General features: G+C 70.9%; 15 protein-coding genes. 8 read left to right on the top strand and 7 right to left on the bottom strand.

All coding sequences use genetic code 11. The annotated features are described in order from the left end of the window. Window positions 1-34 precede the first annotated feature (34 nt). Entirely contained in the window at window positions 35-559 is a 525-nt protein-coding gene (locus OG714_RS36800; RefSeq protein WP_406127604.1) for a class I SAM-dependent methyltransferase, read from the bottom strand. Between the two features lie 138 nt (window positions 560-697). Here OG714_RS36800 and cobT point away from each other — a divergent pair, with 138 nt between their 5' ends. From cobT to OG714_RS36785, 3 genes are all read left to right on the top strand, one after another. Then, window positions 698-1,906 (top strand): nicotinate-nucleotide--dimethylbenzimidazole phosphoribosyltransferase, encoded by a 1,209-nt coding sequence (cobT, locus tag OG714_RS36795; RefSeq protein ID WP_406127602.1) that lies wholly within the window; start codon window positions 698-700, stop codon window positions 1,904-1,906. Between the two features lie 148 nt (window positions 1,907-2,054). Further along, window positions 2,055-3,821, top strand: a complete 1,767-nt coding sequence (locus OG714_RS36790; protein ID WP_406127600.1) for a phosphatidylglycerol lysyltransferase domain-containing protein — start codon at window positions 2,055-2,057, stop codon at window positions 3,819-3,821. Next, complete coding sequence (locus tag OG714_RS36785; RefSeq protein ID WP_406127598.1) at window positions 3,818-4,480, top strand: hypothetical protein; 663 nt, start codon at window positions 3,818-3,820, stop codon at window positions 4,478-4,480. Before OG714_RS36790 ends, OG714_RS36785 begins: the two co-directional genes overlap by 4 nt. Window positions 4,481-4,495: 15 nt before the next feature. On the opposite strand, the gene OG714_RS36780 is transcribed toward OG714_RS36785, so the two are convergent. Next, window positions 4,496-5,263, bottom strand: a complete 768-nt coding sequence (locus OG714_RS36780; protein ID WP_406127596.1) for a hypothetical protein — start codon at window positions 5,261-5,263, stop codon at window positions 4,496-4,498. 60 nt (window positions 5,264-5,323) lie between these two features. Here OG714_RS36780 and OG714_RS36775 point away from each other — a divergent pair, with 60 nt between their 5' ends. Beyond that, on the top strand, window positions 5,324-6,109 hold the full coding sequence (locus tag OG714_RS36775; protein WP_406127595.1) for an adenosylcobinamide-GDP ribazoletransferase: 786 nt from the start codon (window positions 5,324-5,326) through the stop codon (window positions 6,107-6,109). A 66-nt stretch (window positions 6,110-6,175) separates the two neighbouring features. On the opposite strand, the gene OG714_RS36770 is transcribed toward OG714_RS36775, so the two are convergent. The 5 genes from OG714_RS36770 to OG714_RS36750 all read right to left on the bottom strand — a co-directional run bounded on the left by OG714_RS36770 (window position 6,176) and on the right by OG714_RS36750 (window position 12,793). Next, window positions 6,176-6,973, bottom strand: coding sequence for an endo alpha-1,4 polygalactosaminidase (locus OG714_RS36770; protein ID WP_406127593.1), 798 nt, complete (start codon window positions 6,971-6,973; stop codon window positions 6,176-6,178). Continuing rightward, window positions 6,970-7,620: a spherulation-specific family 4 protein gene (locus OG714_RS36765; protein ID WP_406127592.1), complete on the bottom strand. Its 651-nt coding sequence runs from the start codon at window positions 7,618-7,620 to the stop codon at window positions 6,970-6,972. The genes OG714_RS36770 and OG714_RS36765 overlap by 4 nt, the downstream gene beginning before the upstream one ends. Continuing rightward, window positions 7,617-9,140 carry a hypothetical protein gene (locus OG714_RS36760; protein WP_406127590.1) on the bottom strand — a complete coding sequence of 508 codons (1,524 nt, stop codon included), beginning with the start codon at window positions 9,138-9,140 and terminating at the stop codon, window positions 7,617-7,619. The genes OG714_RS36765 and OG714_RS36760 overlap by 4 nt, the downstream gene beginning before the upstream one ends. Beyond that, window positions 9,137-10,660, bottom strand: coding sequence for a GT4 family glycosyltransferase PelF (pelF, locus tag OG714_RS36755; RefSeq protein ID WP_406127588.1), 1,524 nt, complete (start codon window positions 10,658-10,660; stop codon window positions 9,137-9,139). Before pelF ends, OG714_RS36760 begins: the two co-directional genes overlap by 4 nt. 105 nt (window positions 10,661-10,765) lie before the next feature. Further along, entirely contained in the window at window positions 10,766-12,793 is a 2,028-nt protein-coding gene (locus OG714_RS36750; protein ID WP_406127586.1) for a hypothetical protein, read from the bottom strand. Between the two features lie 354 nt (window positions 12,794-13,147). Here OG714_RS36750 and OG714_RS36745 point away from each other — a divergent pair, with 354 nt between their 5' ends. From OG714_RS36745 to OG714_RS36730, 4 genes are all read left to right on the top strand, one after another. After that, a complete protein-coding gene (locus OG714_RS36745; protein ID WP_406127584.1) occupies window positions 13,148-14,665 on the top strand; it encodes a leucyl aminopeptidase in 1,518 nt (505 codons plus the stop codon). A 309-nt stretch (window positions 14,666-14,974) separates the two neighbouring features. Further along, a complete protein-coding gene (gene lpdA, locus OG714_RS36740) occupies window positions 14,975-16,363 on the top strand; it encodes a dihydrolipoyl dehydrogenase (protein ID WP_365615787.1) in 1,389 nt (462 codons plus the stop codon). A 57-nt stretch (window positions 16,364-16,420) separates the two neighbouring features. Then, window positions 16,421-18,232, top strand: coding sequence for a 2-oxoglutarate dehydrogenase, E2 component, dihydrolipoamide succinyltransferase (sucB, locus tag OG714_RS36735; protein ID WP_406127582.1), 1,812 nt, complete (start codon window positions 16,421-16,423; stop codon window positions 18,230-18,232). 527 nt (window positions 18,233-18,759) lie between these two features. Then, on the top strand, window positions 18,760-19,383 hold the full coding sequence (locus OG714_RS36730; protein ID WP_363100923.1) for a GntR family transcriptional regulator: 624 nt from the start codon (window positions 18,760-18,762) through the stop codon (window positions 19,381-19,383). Window positions 19,384-19,507: the final 124 nt, after the last annotated feature.

Below are 19,507 nucleotides of genomic sequence, written 5' to 3'. Positions count from 1 at the left end.
TCCCCGACGCTATCGGCGGCGCCTCTCGGCGTGCTCAGTGCCTGCGGGCGATGATCCGTTGCGGGGGCGGGAGCCGGTCCTGAAAACCTCGGTGTTCGGGGACGAACTCGCAGTCGTGGGGCTCCAGTTGGGTGCGCAGGGCGTCCGGGCGGCCTTCCAGCAGGAGGAGGCCGCCGGGGCGCAGGACCGTGAGGGCGGCGCGGAGTTCGGCCTCTCGGTCGGGGGCGGGCGAGCGGTCGCGGAGGAGGGTGACGACGTCGTAGCGGGCCTGGAGGGCGGTCGTGATGTGCGGGTCCGTGAGGTGGCCGGCGTAGGCCTCCTCGATGCGTTCGGCGGCGCGGGCGCGGACGACTCGGGGGGTGGGGTCGAGGCCGTCGAAGGACGTGTACGGGAAGAGGGCCTTCGCCGTCTCCGGGAAGTGGGCGTCGCCGGTGCCGACGTCGAGCCAGCTCTCCGGTTCGGGGAGGAGCCGGAGGATCGCGCGGGCCAGCGCGCGGTGGCGGCGGCGCGCGTCGAGGGTGCTGACGCGCGTGCTGACGCGGGTGCGCAGGCTGTTCATGGGCGGCTCCCGGAGACGTACGGCAAAACGGTGCAAAACGATACGTACGGGATCCAGATCTTGAGGGCAAGGACGTCCGGGGCGCGTGGTGGCCATGTGGCGCTGTCGCGTTCGATCGCTGCCGGTACTGTTCGGCGAATGAGCTCGCTTAATCTCGACGACTTCACCGATCTGATCGAGCGCCCCGACGGCGGTGTGCGCCGTGACGCGGAGGCGCGCCGCGAACGTCAGATCGTGCCGCCCGGGTCGCTGGGCCGGCTCGACGACCTGGGTGAGTGGCTGGCGGCGGCGCAGGGCGCCGTTCCGGTGCGGCCGGTCGAACGGCCTCGTGTGGTGCTGTTCGCGGGCGACCACGGGATCGCCGAACTCGGCGTGTCGGCCCGGCCCGCGGGCAGCGCCGGGGAGTTGGTGCGGTCCGTGCTGGAGGGCGGCAGCCCGGCTGCGGTGCTCGCCAGGCGGCTCGGCGTGCCGGTGCGGATCGTGGACATGGCCCTGGACTGCGAGCCGGACTCACTGCCGGACGAGGTCGTGAAGCACCGTGTGCGGCGGGGCAGCGGGCGGATCGACATCGAGGACGCGCTGACGCTGGAGGAGGCGGAGGCCGCGTTCAACGCCGGTGTCGCCGTCGCCGACGAGGAGGCCGACTCCGGTACGGATCTGGTGGTCCTAGGCGATGTGAGCGTCGGCGGCACGACCCCGGCCTCCGTGCTGATCGCCGCGCTGTGCGGGACGGACGCGTCCGTCGTCACCGGGCGCGGCGGGCTCGCGATCGACGACCTGGCGTGGATGCGCAAGTGCGCCGCGATCCGGGACGCGCTGCGCCGGGCCCGGCCCGTGCTCGGGGACCAGTTGCAGCTGCTGGCGACGGTGGGCGGCGCCGACCTCGCCGCGATGACCGGGTTCCTGCTGCAGAGTGCCGTACGGAAGCTGCCGGTGATCCTGGACGGGGTGGTGGCCGCCGCGTGCGCGCTGGTGGGTCAGCGGGTCGCGTTCCGGGCGCCGGACTGGTGGCTGGCCGGGCAGAACAGCGGCGAGCCGGGGCAGGCGAAGGCGCTGGACCGGATGGCCCTGGAGCCGCTCCTCGACCACGGCGTGACCGTCGGCGAGGGCGCGGGCGCGCTGCTCGCGCTGCCGCTGGTGCAGGCCGCGGCGGCACTGGCGGCCGAACTCCCGCTGAAGCCGGAGGAGTTGGCAAAGACGGAGGAAGCGCCGACGGAGGCGGAGGAGTCGGCGGAGCCTTCCGTAGCGCCTGAAGCGGCGACCGAAGCGGCGACCGAGCCGGAGCGGGCCGTGGACCCGGAGAAGGCCGACACCCCGGCCGAGGCCGAGAAGCCGACCGACGCATAGCGACCGAACGGGACCGAGACCCTGACCGAGACCGGGAAGCCGGCCAGGGGCGAGAAGTCCGAGGAGTGACCGGGCGTGACCGGGGCGTGATCGTTGCGGCGGCGGATAAGAACCGTTCGTCGCGACAACGCCCATATGATCCTCCTTCATGGGAGATGTCCGGGTCGGGCCCGTTCAGGAACGTCATAGCTCAGGCGCCTCGCGGCGGGCCGCGGCCTTCGCCGTCTGGTATCTGCGGGCCGTCGCGTTCATCAACTTCCTCAGCGCGGCGTGGGTTTCGCTGGGGCAGGACGTACGACGGCACAACCAGGAGAACTTCTTCACGCCGTATCTCCTGACGGCCGGCTTCGCGTCCGGGGTGTTCACGGCGTTCCTCGCCATCACCATGCGGCGCCGCAAACGCGCCGCGTGGATCCTGAACCTGGTGGTCAGCGGGCTGTTCCTGGCGCTGTTCGGGTTCGCCATGTCGTTCCAGGAGATCCGCCGGTACCCGCAGAACTGGATCTCCCTGGTACTGACCGCCGCCTTCGTCGCCTCGCTGGTGGTGGGGCGGCGGGAGTTCTACGCCAAGGGCGACCGGTCCAACCCCCGGCTCGCCGCCGTCGTCGCCGTCGGCGGCACACTAGCCGCCTCGCTGCTGGCCGCACTGCTGGTGACGGCCACCAACCAGGCGCACGACGCGTCCCGTTCGACGTTCCTGGAGCGCTGGCGCTACGGCGCGTTCCGGCTGGTGTCCATCGCCGCCCCGGAGAATCGCTTCCCCGGCATCTGGACCCCGAACTGGGCCAACGTCGCCATCAACGTCCTCAGCACGGTCCTGGTCCTCGCCGTGTTCTACGCCGCGTTCCGCTCCCGGCGAGCCGTCGACCCGCTCACCGAGGACGACGAGAAGAAGCTGCGGGCGCTGCTGGAACGGCAGGGCGAGCGGGACTCCCTCGGGTACTTCGCGCTGCGCCGGGAGAAGAGCGTGGTGTGGTCGCCGACCGGCAAGGCGGCCGTCGCGTACCGCGTCGTGGGCGGGGTGTCGCTGGCCTCCGGCGACCCGATCGGCGACCCGGAGGCGTGGCCCGGCGCGATCGAGCCGTGGCTCGCGGAGGCACGGGTTCACGGATGGATTCCGGCCGTCATGGGCGCCAGCGAGGAGGCGGGCACCATCTACGCCCGGCACGGCCTCGACGCCCTCGAACTCGGGGACGAGGCCCTCGTCGAGGTCGCCGAGTTCACCCTCGAAGGGCGCGCCATGCGGACCGTACGGCAGGCCTACAACCGGGTGAAGCGGGCCGGGTACACCGTGCGGATCCGCCGCCACGAGGACATTCCGGCCGAGGAGATGGCGTATCTGCTGAAGCGCGCGGACGACTGGCGCGACGGGGCCACCGAACGCGGGTTCAGCATGGCGCTCGGGCGGCTCGGGGACCCGGACGACGGGCGGTGCGTGATGCTCGAATGCACCGACGGGGAGGGCGAGTTGAGGGCGGTGCTGTCCTTCGTGCCGTGGGGTCCGCACGGACTGTCGCTCGACCTGATGCGCCGGGACCGCGACTCGGACAACGGCCTCATGGAGTTCATGGTGATCGAACTCCTCCGCCGCGCCCAGGAGATCGGAATCACCCAGGTTTCGCTCAACTTCGCCATGTTTCGTTCGGTCTTCGAACGTGGGGCGCGGATCGGGGCCGGGCCGGTGCTGCGGCTGTGGAGGTCACTCCTCAGCTTCTTCTCGCGCTGGTGGCAGATCGAGTCGCTGTACCGCGCCAACGCCAAGTACCGGCCCATCTGGGAACCCCGGTTCCTGCTCTTCGAGAAGAGCGCGGACCTGCTGCGCATCGGCCTCGCGGCCGCGCGCGCGGAGGGCTTCCTGGAAGCGCCGGGCCTGCCGAAGTGGCTGCACCGCAAGCACCTGGAGACGCACAGATGAACCGCCTCGCCCGCTGGGCCCGCGCCGAATGGGGACTGCTCTACGTCACCGTGCCCGAGCCGCTGCTGAAGCGGCGCCGGCGGGCGATCCCGATGACGCTCGGGGCGGTGCTGCTGACGGCGGCCCTTCAGTTCGTGCAGAACCAGTCGTGGGGCTACCAATTCGTGCAGGACACGGGCGCGGTACGGGCCGTGGACCCCCTGTGGCTGGCCCTCCTGCGCACCCCGCTCTCCCTCTTCGTCCCGGCGCTGGACCTCCCCGTGTGGGGCGCCCTGGCCCAGATCCTCTTCGTGTTCGGCATCGCGGAGATCTGCCTCGGCCGCTGGCGCACCCTGGTCATCGCCTACGCCGCGACCCTCGCCGGCACGCTCTACGCGCGGCTGGGCATCTGGCTCGGCTTCGACAACCCGTTCGGGCTGCCCGGCTCGGACCGGCTGGTCGTGGACACGGGCCCCTCGGCCGCGGTGGTCGGCCTCGCGGTGTTCGTCGCGTGGCGCTACGGCGCGTATGCGACCGCGCTGGCGGTGACCGGGGCGATGGCGATCGAGGTGATGCTGAAGGGGAACCTCGCGGGCAAGGAGCATCTCGCGGCGATCATCGCGGTGGGGTTGCTGTGTCTGGTCTCGGCGCTACGGCACCGGCGGCTGCGCCTGTACTGAGCGGACGGGACGCGCTCAGCGCCGGCCGGGGATCTGGGCGGGCACCGGGTCCGGTTTGCCGCCGATCCAGTCCTGGACGGCCCGGCGCGGGCCCGCCCAGCGGCGGTCGTGGTGGTAGGCGCGGAGGGTGGAGCGGGCTCGGGCCCGGTGGCGGCGGTTGCGGTAGAAGCGCTTGGCCCAGGGGGAACCCGGGCGGGCCAGGCGGATCGCGCCGACGACGGCGACCAGCGGGACCAGGACGCCGAAGACCGCCGTGCGGGCCTTGCCCTTGCTCAGGGCGATGAGCGAGAAAAGGAAGTTCACCGCGACGCTGACGATCACGCTCGCGCGGTCGTGGAGTTCGGCGTCGGTGAGGTCGTTGACGCCGAAGGGCGAGAAACCGGCGAGGACGAAGCCGACCAGGGCCGCCGTCAGCACCACCGCCTCGACGCTCTTGCGGCCCGCCTCGGTCCAGTACACGTCGTCGAGGTAGAGGATCAGCGCGAACTCGTCCAGGACCAGGCCCGCCCCCATGCCGAAGACGATCGCGAAGATCGCCGATCCGACGCCGTAGCGCGTGCTGGCCACCGCGCCGAAGCCGCCGATCACGGTGAGGACCACGCCCGGGACGACGTGGTGGATGTGCACGTCGCCCGCCTTGATGTTGCCGAAGGGGCCCTTGCCCGCGCGGATCAGGCGGGTGATGACCCGGGTGATGAGAAACGTCAGGACGAAGGCGGTGAGCGCGAGGAGGAGCGGCAGCTTGCCCGGCTCGACGATGTTGCGGTGCAGCCAATGTCCCATATGGGCACTTTAGCCACGGGCGCCGGGAGCGCCCTCCTGACCGCCGGGTAATCTGCGCCGGTGTCCAAGACCTCGCCCTTCGACGGCTTCCGCTTCGCGTTCGGCACCCTGACCGTCCTTCCGGTCACGGTGACCCGCTGGGACCGGGAGGCCGCGCGCCGCGGAATGATGGTGGCCCCGAGCGTCGGGGTGGTCGTCGGCGGCTGCGCCGCCGGGCTTGGGCTGCTGCTCCTGTTTCTGGGGGCGGGGCCGCTGCTCGCCGCCGTGGGCAGCGTCGCCGTGCCCGCGGTCCTCACGCGGGGGCTGCATCTGGACGGGCTCGCGGATACCGCGGACGGGCTGGGCAGTGGGAAGCCGGCGGAGGACGCGCTGCGGATCATGAAGCAGTCGGACATCGGGCCGTTCGGGGTGCTCACCCTTGTCTTCGTGCTGCTGGCTCAGGTGGCCGCGCTGGCTCAGCTCTACGGCGACTCGTGGGCCCGGGGTGCGGCTGCGGCCATCGTCTCCGGGATCGTGGCTCGGCTGGCGCTGACGTGGGCCGCGCGGGCGGGGGTGCCCGCGGCTCGGCCGGAGGGGTTGGGGGCGGCGGTCGCGGGGGTGGTTCCGGTGGGGGGTGCGGTGGCTATGACCGTGTCCAACGGCGTGATTTCGGCGGCGCTCGGGCCGATCTTCGGCGGGCATGGGTACGTGCACGTGGTTGTCGCCGTCGTCGTGGCTCTGGTCGTCGCCGAGCTGCTGCTGCGGCACTGTCGGCGGCGGTTCGGCGGGGTCACGGGGGACGTGTTCGGGGGGCTTGCGGAGACTGCTGCTACGACTGCGCTCGTGGTGCTTTCGGTAAGTGGTTGAGTGCAGGTGCGTCGGGGCTGGGCGCGCAGTTCCCCGCGCCCCTGGGCAAGCTGCCCCCAGGCTTGTTCAACAGGACCGGCGCCACGCGCCCAGTTCGTACTTCTTCTCCAGTGAACTCAGCTTCAGGCGGCGGGAGTCGGCGCAGAAGCGGGTCGTCGGGAGTTCGTACTCGACGTGGAAGACCGCCTTGTTCGCCTTGATGAACGGGGTCAGGGTGTCGCACTCGTCGTACTGGGCGCACTGTTCGTTGACCGCGAAGTCGAAGTCGGTCACCAGGGCGGGGATTTGGTCCAGGTCGTTCTTCAGGCCGACCGACATGCCCCGGGCGTGCGCCAGCTCGGCGATGAGGCGGTTGTAGCGGAGTTGGTCGGCTGCCTTGAGCGGGAAGCCTGTGTCGTTCCGGTAGCCGTCCATGTTGTCGGGCTCCACCGCGTCGAAGCCCTTCTCGCGGCACATGTCCAGGCGGGCCTCCATCAGGGGTTCCAGGACGTCCGTGCGGCGGATGTCCAGCCAGCGTTCGCCCTTCCAGCCGTTGCCCTTGCCCAGCACCGACTTGGGGAACTTCTCGGCGTCCGGGCGGAAGTCCTCCCAGGCGCCGGTCGAGAGGTAGCAGATGGCCTTGCGGCCCTTGTCGTGGAGTGCGGTCACCGTCGCCTTGGAGTGGTCGAAGCCGTCGATGTCGTAGACCGGGACGTCGACGGACGTGTCCAGACGGCCGCTGAGCTGCCACTGCCAGGCCACCCCCGGGCGGGGCTGCCAGCGCTTCCCGGTGGTCTGCGTGGGGGCCGGCTTGTCGTCGGAGGTGGCGGTGCAGCCCGCGAGGAGCAGGAGGAGGAGGGCGAGCAGGGGGGTGGGGCGGATCATGGAACGGGCTCCAAGGTGTGGGGCAAGGTACCCCACGGATGATCTCCCATCCCCGGTACCGCGCAGTGCACCGAGGCCCCGCGCGCACGAGCCTCGGCTTCCATGTCGGCCTCGGGCGGGACGCCGTAGACGAGGTGGCCGAGGTGGGTTCCCGTCGTGCCGCGCCAGGGCTGCGGGGGCAGTTGGCGGTACGTCGTCCAGCTGCCCTCGAAGGTGATCAGTAGGTCGGCTATCCGGGCGTACGACGGGTGTGGTGTCGTGCCGTGGTTCAGCACCAGCGTGCCGCAGCCTGTGCCCCAGGCCGCGCCGGCGATGCGTTGGCAGTGTCTGAACTCGGCCTGGCTGGACGGGACTTGATCGAAGAAGGCGCCGTCCGTGCCGTACCAGTCGCGGTAGCGGGTCAGGTCCTCCGCTACGTCCGCGTATGGGCGGCGGCCGTAGCCCGTGTCCGTGTAGCCGAGCAACCTCACGTCCGCTGCCCGGAGTTGGGCCGCCACTTCGGCGAAGGCCTGGTCCGGGGCTTCTCCGGGGCCGCTGGCCGGGTTGAGGACCACGGCGTAGAGGCGGGGGGCCGCCGCCACGATCGCGGCCCACTCTGCGGGGCGGACGGCCGGGTGTTCGTAGTACGGGACCAGCAGTTGGCTCATCGGTGCGCCGTTACCCTGCCCAACAGGCCGCAGACCACGGCCGCTTGGACCAGGGCCGCGGTGCCGTTCACGAACAGGGCAATCCAGTGCGGGCCTGCCGCATGGGTGAGCAGGGCCAGGGTTTGGGCCGCTGCCGCCGCGCAGCAGGTCGCTGCCGCGGCGAGGACCGCGCCGAAGGACTGTAGGAGCAGGCCCGTCCAGAGGACCATGCCGAGGAGGAGCAGGGCGGCGAGGCTCACTCCGTTGATGGCGGGGGTGTGGGGCCAGAGGGTGGTGGCCGTGAGGGTCAGGGCGGAGAGGGCGGCCAGGTAGGCGGTCAGGCACAGGGTGAGGGTCTGGCCTGTTGTGCGCCAAAAAGCTTTCGGGGTACGGCTGTTGCGCAGGCCGGTGAGGCTGCTGCTGCGGAAGCGGTAGAGCAGCCACTCGGCTGGGCCCATGCTCAGGGTTAGGGCGACTGCGGATGGGGCGGCTGCGGCGCCCTGTGTTTGGCCGGCGAGGGTGTCTCCCAGGGCGGCGTAGAGAACAAGGGCACCGCTGCTCAGGCCGAACAATGCGAACGGGAGGGACGCAGTGAGTCGGGGGGACATTGTCGTTTTTCGTCTGCGGGTGCGTCGTGGCTTGTCGCGCCCACGCGGCGGTAGCCGCAGATTAAATTCAGCCCCGCGCCCCTTTAGGGCATTGCTGCCGGGCAGCACTTCAAGCAGGGCCAGTGTCGTCACCGCCAACAGGGAGCCCAGCAGTAGGAACAGTCTCGCTGCGTCCGGCATCGGATGAGCCATGGCGGCGACCGCCCCCGCCGTCATAGGCAACAACGTTGCCAGCAAGGCCCGTTCGCGGCCCATGACCAAGAGGACCGTGGCCGCGCCCAGGTACACGGACTGGCCCGCAGCGAAGGCCACGGCTGCCGGGTGGGCGGTGCCCGCTACTGCCAGGGCGACCGCGGCGCCGAGGAGTGCGCCCAACGGAGCACCGACCAGGAGGCTGTGGCGGGCCGCCGGTCTGTCGCCCAAGCCCAGCCAGGAGTACGACCGGTGGGCCAGGCCCTGGTTCCAGGTCCAGCCGACCAGGGCGCCGGCCAGGAGGGGGAGGGTGCCTGCGGGGAGGCCGAAGGCTTCGGGGCGGCCTGCCAGGAGGGGGGCGCCCAGGACGTAGCCGAAGCCGGGCAACGCGAAGACCACGCCGCGCAACAGGCAGCCGAGCAGGCCTACTTGCCAGGGATCGTGGACGGGGCCGTCGGGTTCGGGGAAGCGGCGGGCGACCCGGTCGTACAACTCCTCCGCCAGGGCGAAGGAGTTCTTGACGCCGTACCGCACGCGTATCTGGTCGTCCGACATGCCGTCGGACTCCAGGAGGGCGGCGATCTCGTCGGGGTGCACGGCCGCGGCGACGAACTCGTCGAGGCGTTCGGCGAGTTGGTCGATCGGGTCGGGCTCGGCCCAGCTCGGCGAGGGGCGTTGCCTGGGGACGCCGGGGACGGTGTCCGAACGCGCCCCCGGCGGCAGCCAGATGGAACCGGTCACCAGTCGGTTCCGTCCGTGGCGACGGCCTTGTACCACGGATCGCGCAGTTCGGCGGTCCAGTCGGCGACGGTCTCGACCGTGGGCTCGTACACCTCGGGGCGGCCCGCGAGCTCCTGGTAAATAGTCCGGAAATTATCCACGGACCGACGCAACGTGAAGCGCTCAATAACCCTCTGGCGAGACAACTCACCCAATTTCAGGCGGAGTTCGTCGTCACGCAGGAGGGTGAGGGCGGCGGCGGCCATCTTCTCCGGCTCGCGCGGCGGGACCACGAGGCCGGTGTCGCCGACGGCCTCGCTCACTCCGCCGACATCGGTCGAGACGGTCGTACGGCCGCAGGACATGGCCTCGATGATGGAGAAGGGGAAACCTTCGGAGATCGAGGACAGCATGACTACGTGACCGGCCGCGTACGCGCGCCAGACCTCGCTGATGCGGCCCTCGAAGGTGACCCCGTCGGTGACGCCCAACTCGGCGGCCAGCTTTTCGAGTCTGGTGCGGTAGGCCTCGCCGCCGGCCGGGACCGGGCCGAACAACCGCAGCCTGGTTTCGGGCATTTCGGCGCGAACGGAGGCATACGCGCGTAGAAGTGTTTCGAGGTCCTTGATGGGGTCCACGCGGCCGCACCAGGAGAGGGTGGGGATTTCCGGCTCGGGCCCTGCGTGCGGGAAAGCGGCCGGGTCGACGCCGTTGTAGACCGTGCGGATCTTGTCGGCGTCGGCGCCACCGCGCTCCTCCCAGCGGCGGTTGTACTGGTTGCACGGGGTGATCAGGTCGGCGGCCTTGTAGCCGTGGGAGTTCAACTCGCGGTAGAAGCCGAGCATGAAGGCCTTCACGGGCCAGCGCTGGCCGTCGCGGCGGTAGCCGAGGTAGCGCTCGCGCAGGTAGATGCCGTGCTCGGTGAGGAGGAAGGGCACTCCGTCGAGCTTCTTCGCGGCGAGCGCGGGCAGGGTCGCCAGGCCGCTGCTGACGGCGTGCGCGACACAGTCCTCGGGGATGCGGACGCCGAGCGGGCGAAGTGCGTGCTCCAGCAGGTCCGTTGCGGTGAGCGCGTCGTGAACTGTGGGGCGGGCGGCGGCTGTTGCCAGATGCGGCATCGTCCAGATCCACATCAGCGAGCGCAGCGCCGTCTCGGTGCGCAGGGCCGCCGACAGGCGTCCGTCGCGGGCCAGTCGGGCCAGGTCGTAGAGGCTCTCGCCGAAGTCGCAGTGCGCCTCGGGGTCGAGGAAGGAGAGCAGGAACCGCTCGTAGGAGTCGACGAAGCGGCGGCGGGCGGCGCCGAACAGGCCGCGTTTACGGCCGGGGCGTGGGCCCCAGGTCGGCACGGACGTGTGGCGGTAGGCGTTGGACGGCAGCTCCCAGGTCACGGGTTCGCGACCGCTGCCGGTGAGCGACAGGATGTGGAAGTCGACCTCGGGCATGCCCTTGACGAGTTGGTCGCACCAGGTGCTGACTCCGCCGTGGACGTGCGGATAGGTGCCTTCGGTGAGCATGGTGACATGACGGCCGGTACGCATCATGCGAGTTCCCCCCTGCGGAACTGTGGACGGCTCTGGCGCACACCCCGGCCGGTCGGTGGTGGCCGGAGTGTGCGCGATGGCTGGCTGCGCTGCGCTGTCGTGGGGTCAGGCGGGCAGGTTCAGCGTGAGAGCGGTCTGCGTAAGCTCCGGCGTGGTCCAGGCCGAGCGCTCTCCCGCGTACGGCGTCCCGAACGCGGTGGTGCCGAGAGGCAGTTGCTTGGTGGTCCCTTCGGGTGCGGTCAGCGGGATCTGGATCCCGGTGGGGGTGTTGACGGTGACGGTGGTGCCGATCCGGTACGCCTCGACATCTCCGTTCGTGACGGCGGTCCGCCAGGCGGCGCGGTTCTGGAGTTCGGTGCCGATCGCGCTCTCCCGCGGGTTCTCCAGCGGGGTGTTGTCGGCGAACAGCGCCTGGTATCCGGCGAGGACCTTGTCCAGGACCGGGTAGAGGACGCGGTCCTCGGCCAGGTTGGACTGGTGCGCGTAGTGCGGGAGCGGGTCGTTGCTGATGGCGTGGCCGAGGTCGGTGGCCACCTCCTGCGGGACGATGTAGTCGTCGTAGCCGGTGGCGGTGTCCAACGGGGCCGGCAGGCAGGTGGAGTCGGGGTTGTTCTCGCAGACTCCGCTGCCGCCGTCGGCCGTGGAGGTGTAGATCCAGTTGTACTCGTCGGCCATCTCGGCCTTGGTGCCCGCGTTGTAGTACACGTTCATCGGGTAGCGGGGCACGGTGAGCGCGTCGCCGACGGCCCGCTGGTCGCTCTCGCGGGAGTGGTCGGAGGCCGTCCAGGTGATGCCGTTGTCGGCGAGGGCGCCGGCCAGGTTCGGGTTGTCGTCGGGCTGCTGCGGCAGCGTCTTGAGGCCCGAGTGCTCGCCGGTGACCAGCTCGTCCCGCTCGACCGGAAGGCCGTTCGTCAGCGCCCAGTCGTAGTTGTTGGCGATCTCCGCGGAGATGTCGGCCCGGCTCATGTACTGGGTCGTACCGTCGGCGTTCTTCGCGCAGCTCCAGGGCACGGTCGTCAAGTCCTGGACGCAGCCGAGGAATTCGTGCGTGTACGTGTGGTTGATCCAGCGGAAGTCGGCCTTGTCGGCGAGGAGTTGGTCGGTGAGGGCGTCCGTGCCGCCGTTCTCGCTCTTCCAGTCCTCGCCCAGGCCCGCGTTGAAGGCCAGGTCAAGGGTGAAGCCGTGGTCCTGCTCCCACCGGGCCGCGTACGCCGCGTCGGCCGCGGTCATCCGGATCGGCGTGGCGGTCGAGCCCTCGCCCGCCGCGCAGTCGTAGTCGCCGGGCGTGCAGTTGAGCTCGGTGTCCCAGCGGTCGTCGGGCGCGAAGACGTCGTCGACATGCACCGAAAAATAGTTGCGCGCCTGGCCCAGGTGCACGCCCTGAGTCAGCCATTCGACGATGCCGCGCGCCAACACCCGGAACTGCTGCTGGTATTGGTTGTACGCGAAGGTCAGCACCAGTTCGCGGCGCCCGTCGTGCGCGTACTCGCCGACCAGGCTGCCGCGCCCGGTGCCACCCGGTACGGCGGTGTCGACGTAGCTCGTGAAACCGGTCCTTGGCGTGGCCACGAAGCCGTAACTCTCCTGCACGGACAAGGAGTTGTCCTCGAACGTGAGCGGCCCGTCGAGATAGCCGAAAGAGCCCGCCCGGCCGTCGGCGGTGACATCCGCCTCATGCCCGTCGAGTGCCCCGGAGTAGGCGGCGTAGTCGAGACCGACCTCCGGGTGCGCCCACGTGTAGGCGTCGACCTGAGGGATGCCGTACGTCGTCTCGTAGGCGTCGAGCGCGGTCTGTTCCGCCGAACTCGTGCCGAACGGCGCCTCGTTGGGCAGGACGACGCCCTGGTACTTGGCGCGGGGCGTGCCGTCGACCGTGTCGCTGAGGAAGGCGGCGTCGATCGTGGGGCGGCCCGGGTCGTTCAGGTTCACAGTCGTGTACGGAATGCCTTCGCTCTTCAGCTGGGCGGCGATGGCCTCGACGGGGCTGTCTCCGTTGTCCACCACCAGCACCTTGAGATCGATGCGCGGCTCGTCGGCGGCCGCCGCGCCGGGTGCCCCAAGGCCCAGCACGAGCAGTCCCGCGGCCGCCAGTACCGCGGCCCCGGTTCTCCACCTGTGCGTTCTCTGTGCCATGTCGCCCCTCCCCCAAGCGATCCCCCCTGTGGTCGTCTCGCGGAGGATCCGTGGAAGTCATGCAAATCGATGAGCATGTCGCCCACATGAACCTCACGAGTGTGGCGCAGGACATCCAGGGTGAGGATCGAGAAGTGGCCACTCCGCTTCCGACGGGTGAACCCCTCGCGGGAACAGGTGAACCCCCCGCGCGAATGAGCCACGACACACACGCGCGTACGCTCGTCCTGGGCGCTCCACCAGCCCCCTATGCCCACCGCCGCCGCAGGTCGGAAATAGGGTCGGCTGTCGGGCCCGGTCGACCCACCCCGCTCGACCACAGCAACTCCACATCGGAAGCGAGAATTCACCACTGTGACTGCTCTCACTCTCAGCACCGCCGCGGCGCCCGGCCTGCGGGCCGACGCGATCGTGATCGGTGTCGGCAAGGGCGGCAAGGGCCCGGTCGTCGCACCGGGCGCCGACGCCGTGGACAAGGCGTACGACGGCAGGCTCGCCGGCGTCCTGGAGACCCTGGGCGCCTCCGGTGCCGAAGGCGAGATCACGAAGCTGCCCGCACCGGCCGGCTTCAAGGCCCCGCTCGTCCTCGCGGTGGGGCTCGGCACCGAGCCCGAGGAGGGCGAGGCGTACGGCGCCGAGGCGCTGCGCCGGGCCGCCGGTGTCGCCGCCCGCGCGCTCACCGGCGCCAAGAAGGCCGCCTTCGCGCTCCCCCTCGCCGACGCCGCCGACGCCGGCGCGATCGCCGAGGGCGCGCTGCTCGGCGCGTACTCCTTCGACGCGTACAAGGACAGCGGCAAGGACGCCAAGGGCAAGGCCCCCCTCGCCGAGGTCGCCCTGCTCGGCGGCAAGCCGCGCGACAAGGAGTACAAGGCGGCCGTGGAGCGTGCGCTCGCGGTCACCGAGGAGCTCAACCGCGCCCGCGACCTGATCAACACCCCGCCGAACGACCTCGACCCGGAGGCCTTCGCCGCCGTCGCGCAGACCGCGGCGAAGGAGCACGGCATCAAGGTCGAGGTGCTCGACGAGAAGGCCCTGGAGAAGGGCGGCTACGGCGGCATCCTCGGCGTCGGCGCCGGTTCCGCGGCCGGTCCGCGCCTGGTGAAGCTGTCGTACACGCACGCCGACGCCACCAAGCACCTGGCCTTCGTCGGCAAGGGCATCACGTACGACTCGGGCGGCATCTCGCTCAAGCCGGCCGGGCACAACGAGACGATGAAGTGCGACATGAGCGGTGCCGCCGCCGTGTTCGCCGCGGTCGTCGCCGCCGCGCGTCTGGGCCTCGCCGTCAACATCACCGGCTGGCTGGCGCTCGCCGAGAACATGCCGTCCGGCTCCGCGACCCGTCCCGGTGACGTGCTGCGCATGTACAGCGGCAAGACCGTCGAGGTCCTCAACACGGACGCCGAGGGCCGGCTGGTCCTCGCGGACGCGCTGTGGGCGGCGTCGGCGGAGAAGCCGGACGCGATCGTGGACGTGGCGACGCTGACCGGCGCGATGATGCTGGCGCTCGGCAGCCGGACGTTCGGTGTGATGGCGAACGACGACGCGTTCCGGGCGGCGATCGTGGACGCGGCCGACGAGGTCGGCGAGCCGTCGTGGCCGATGCCGTTGCCGGAGCACCTGCGCAAGGGGATGGACTCCTCCACCGCCGACATCGCGAACATGGGTGAGCGGATGGGTGGGGGGCTCGTCGCCGGGCTGTTCCTGAAGGAGTTCGTCGGTGAGGGGATCGCCTGGGCGCACCTCGACATCGCGGGTCCTGCGTTCAACGAGTCCGGTCCGTTCGGTTACACCCCCAAGGGTGGGACCGGGTCTGCGGTGCGGACGTTGGTGCGGCTTGCGGAGCTGACTGCTGCGGGTGACCTGGGCTGACGTTCGCCCAATAGCTCGATGCCTGAGGGGCGCGGGCGGCTGCGGGCCGGCTGTGGCTGGTCGCGCCCCGCAGCGGAGCTGCATATCGATACAGCCCCGCGCCCCTGGGTAGGTCGCCTCAGCCCCTGCTCTCAAGTGAGCGTGTGGTGACTCACACCCCGGCCCGGCGTCTCGTTGGCTGCTGACAAGTGCGAAGATGGGCTCGGCAGGACAGGGCCCCCACCACAGGGCCGAAGAAAGAGCGGCCGGACACCAGCCGCCGACCGGTCGTCGCCGACCGGCGTGGCGCACATGCATGGAGGACGTGACGTGGCGAACGACGCCAGCACCGTTTTCGACCTAGTGATCCTCGGCGGTGGTAGTGGCGGGTACGCCGCGGCGCTGCGCGGGGCCCAGCTGGGTCTGGACGTCGCCCTGATCGAGAAGGACAAGGTCGGCGGCACCTGCCTGCACCGAGGATGCATCCCCACGAAGGCCCTGCTCCACGCGGGCGAGATCGCCGACCAGGCCCGCGAGAGCGAGCAGTTCGGCGTCAAGGCCACCTTCGAGGGCATCGACGTACCGGCCGTCCACAAGTACAAGGACGGCGTGGTCTCGGGCCTGTACAAGGGACTCCAGGGTCTGATCGCATCCCGCAAGGTGCACTACATCGAGGGTGAGGGCAGGCTCTCCTCCCCCACCTCCGTCGACGTCAACGGCCAGCGCATCCAGGGCCGCCACGTCCTGCTGGCGACCGGCTCCGTGCCGAAGTCGCTGCCGGGCCTGGAGATCGACGGCAACCGGATCATCTCCTCGGACCACGCCCTCGTCCTGGACCGCGTCCCGCAGTCCGCGATCATCCTGGGCGGCGGTGTCATCGGCGTGGAGTTCGCCTCCGCGTGGAAGTCCTTCGGCGCCGACGTGACGATCATCGAGGGCCTGAAGCATCTCGCTCCTCTTGAGGACGAGAACTCCTCCAAGCTTCTTGAGCGCGCGTTCCGCAAGCGCGGCATCAAGTTCAACCTGGGCACCTTCTTCTCGAAGGCCGAGTACACCGAGAACGGTGTCAAGGTCACCCTCGCCGACGGCAAGGAGTTCGAGGCCGAGCTGCTGCTCGTCGCGGTGGGCCGCGGCCCGGTCTCCGCCGGTCTCGGCTACGAGGAGCAGGGCGTCGCGATCGACCGCGGCTACGTCACGGTCGACGAGTACATGCGGACGAACGTCCCGACCATCTCCGCCGTCGGTGACCTGGTCCCGACGCTCCAGCTCGCGCACGTCGGCTTCGCCGAGGGCATCCTGGTGGCGGAGCGTCTGGCCGGTCTGAAGACCGTTCCGATCGACTACGACGGTGTCCCCCGGGTGACGTACTGCCACCCCGAGGTCGCCTCCGTGGGCATCACCGAGGCCAAGGCCAAGGAGATCTACGGCGCGGACAAGGTCGTCGCTCTGAAGTACAACCTCGCGGGCAACGGCAAGAGCAAGATCCTCAACACCTCCGGCGAGATCAAGCTCGTCCAGGTGAAGGACGGTGCCGTGGTCGGCGTCCACATGGTCGGCGACCGCATGGGCGAGCAGGTCGGCGAAGCCCAGCTGATCTACAACTGGGAAGCGCTGCCCGCCGAGGTCGCCCAGCTCATCCACGCCCACCCGACGCAGAACGAGGCGCTCGGAGAGGCCCACCTGGCACTGGCCGGCAAGCCTCTCCACTCCCACGACTGACCCCCTCGGTCGGACGACGACACAGACTTCCGCAATTCGTAAGGAGCAACCGAAACCATGGCGGTTTCCGTAACCCTTCCGGCGCTCGGTGAAAGCGTCACCGAGGGCACTGTCACCCGCTGGCTGAAGGCCGAGGGCGAGCGAGTAGAGGCCGACGAGCCGCTGCTCGAAGTGTCGACCGACAAGGTCGACACCGAGATCCCCTCGCCCGTCGCCGGTGTGCTGGCCTCCATCAAGGTGGCCGAGGACGAGACCGTCGAGGTCGGCGCCGAGCTGGCCGTGATCGACGACGGTACGGGCGCCCCCGCGGCCGCCCCCGCCCCGGCCGCCGAGCCCGAGGCGGCTCCGGCCGCTCCGGCCCCGGCCCCGGTCGCCGAGGCCCCCGCGGCTCCGGCTCCCGCCCCGGCCGCCCCCGCCGAGGCGCCCGCCGCTCCGGCAGGCGGCGCCACCGGTACCGACGTCGTGCTGCCCGCACTGGGCGAGTCGGTCACCGAGGGCACCGTCACCCGCTGGCTGAAGGCGGTCGGCGAAGAGGTCGCCGAGGACGAGCCCCTCCTGGAGGTCTCGACCGACAAGGTCGACACCGAGATCCCCTCCCCGGTCGCCGGCGTCCTGCTGGAGATCCTGGTCGGCGAGGACGAGACCGCCGAGGTCGGCGCCAAGCTCGCCGTCGTCGGCGCCCCGGGTGCCGCTCCGGCGGCCGCCCCGGCTCCGGCCGCCCCGGCGCCCGCTCCGGCGGCTGCCGCTCCGGCTCCGGCCCCCGCGCCGGTGGCCCCCGCGGCTCCGGTCGCACCGCCCGCCCCGGCTCCGGCGCCCGCTCCGGTCGCCGCCGCTCCGGCTCCGGTCGCCCCCGCCGCCCCGGCCCCCGCGCCGGTCGCGACTCCGGTGGCCCCGGCCGCTCCGGCGCCCGCCGCCGCGCAGGCCACGGACGACGGCGCCTACGTCACCCCGCTGGTGCGCAAGCTCGCCTCCGAGAACGGCGTGGACCTGTCCACCGTCAAGGGCACCGGCGTCGGCGGCCGTATCCGCAAGCAGGACGTCATCGCCGCCGCCGAGGCCGCGAAGGCCGCCGCTGCGGCTCCGGCTCCGGCCGCTGCCGCCGCTCCGGCCGCCACGGCCAAGAAGGCCCCCGTCCTGGAGGCCTCCCCGCTCCGCGGCCAGACCGTCAAGATGCCCCGCATCCGCAAGGTCATCGGCGACAACATGGTCAAGGCGCTGCACGAGCAGGCGCAGCTGTCCTCGGTCGTCGAGGTCGACGTCACGCGCCTGATGCGCCTGCGCACCCAGGCCAAGGACTCCTTCGCCGCGCGCGAGGGCGTCAAGCTCTCCCCGATGCCGTTCTTCGTGAAGGCGGCGGCCCAGGCGCTGAAGGCCCACCCGGCCATCAACGCCCGGATCAACGTCGAAGAGGGCACGATCACCTACTTCGACACCGAGAACGTCGGTATCGCGGTGGACTCCGAGAAGGGCCTGATGACCCCGGTCATCAAGCACGCGGGCGACCTGAACATCGCCGGTATCGCCAAGGCCACCGCCGAGCTCGCGGGCAAGGTCCGGGCGAACAAGATCACCCCGGACGAGCTGTCCGGCGCGACCTTCACCATCTCCAACACCGGTTCGCGCGGCGCCCTGTTCGACACGATCATCGTGCCCCCGAACCAGGTCGCGATCCTCGGCATCGGCGCCACGGTCAAGCGCCCGGCGGTCATCGAGACCGAGGACGGCACGGTCATCGGCGTCCGCGACATGACGTACCTGACCCTCTCCTACGACCACCGCCTGGTGGACGGCGCGGACGCCGCCCGTTACCTGACGGCGGTCAAGGCGATCCTGGAGGCGGGCGAGTTCGAGGTCGAGCTCGGCCTGTAGCCGACTCGCCGGCCAGCTGGCCTGTTGTTTTGTACGGTGCCCCCGTTCCGGAACCTTCCGGGCGGGGGCACCGCGCGTTTCCCGGGCGCGCGGCAGCTCGTATGCCGCTGAGCATCCCGGCGTACGATCCCGTCGGGTGCCGGCGCCGGTGTGGCCGCCGGCGGGGCGCACAGCCGACCCCGGCCGACTCGGCCGAACTCCTGGGCGCCGTCCGGTCTCACGAAGACGCGGGCGCGCCGGGGGCGGGGTGTCGGCGACGATCCGCGACCCGCACGGTGCCCGTCCGACCGCACGCCGGAGTGAGCGCCGGTCGACAGCCGGTCACTCCACCGCCACCGGCCCGGGACCCCGGGCCCCGCTTCGAACTCCCCAGTTCATGGCGCCCCGACGCCCCGCGGGGCACCCGCGCCTATCGCCCCACCAGCGTGTAAGTCTCGTCTCACCTGCATGAAAGCGCCCCCGTGCACCCCTCCCGAGCGGGCGTGCGGCCTTATTGTCTAAACGTCAAACGCCCTTAAGGAGCTCTCATGACCGCGCCCGTCGTCCACTCGCTGCGCGAACAGATCCGCGAGCACATCGTGGAGGGGATCGTGAGCGGCCGCTGGAAGCCGGGCGAGCGGATCGTGGAGCGGCGGATCGCGACGGAGCTGGAGGTCAGCCAGACGCCGGTGCGGGAGGCGTTGCGCGAGCTGGAGTCGCTGCGGCTGATCGAGTCCGCGCCGAACAAGGGCGTACGCGTACGGAATCTCACGGCGGCCGACCTGGAGGAGAGCTACCCGGTGCGGGCCGGTCTGGAGGCGATCGCGGCGGAGCTGGCGGCCGGGAAGCTGGCCGAGGACTGCTCGGCCCTTGAGCCGCATGTCGCCGCGCTGTACGAGGCCGACCGGAACGCGGACGGCACCGGCCAGGTCCGGCACACCGTCGGCTTCCACCGTGAGCTGGTCCGCGCCGCCGGCAACTCGGTTCTGCTGCACACCTGGGAGGGCCTCGGCATCGAGGTGTTCACGGCGCTGTCGATCCGCTGGCTGGGGACGGTCCAGCAGTCGTACGCGGAGGAGCACGAGGAGTTGGTGGCCGCGTTCCGGCGCCGGGATCCGCGGATCGCGGAGCTGGTGAAGGCGCACGTGCTGGGCTGCGCGCCGCGCCCGTGACGCAGCCGAGCGCAGCCATGCTCACCTGCGAAAACTCCTCAGAAACCGGCGAAAAACACGGCACCCGGTGCCCCCACAAAAGGCACGCCGTGCCGACTTTCTCGTAATCAAGATATTTTGCCCG

The sequence above is a fragment of the Streptomyces sp. NBC_00989 genome, assembly GCF_045162655.1.
Taxonomy (GTDB): domain Bacteria; phylum Actinomycetota; class Actinomycetes; order Streptomycetales; family Streptomycetaceae; genus Streptomyces.
Note: the sequence above shows the minus strand (reverse complement) of the source record. Positions and strands in the feature narration are given on the sequence as shown.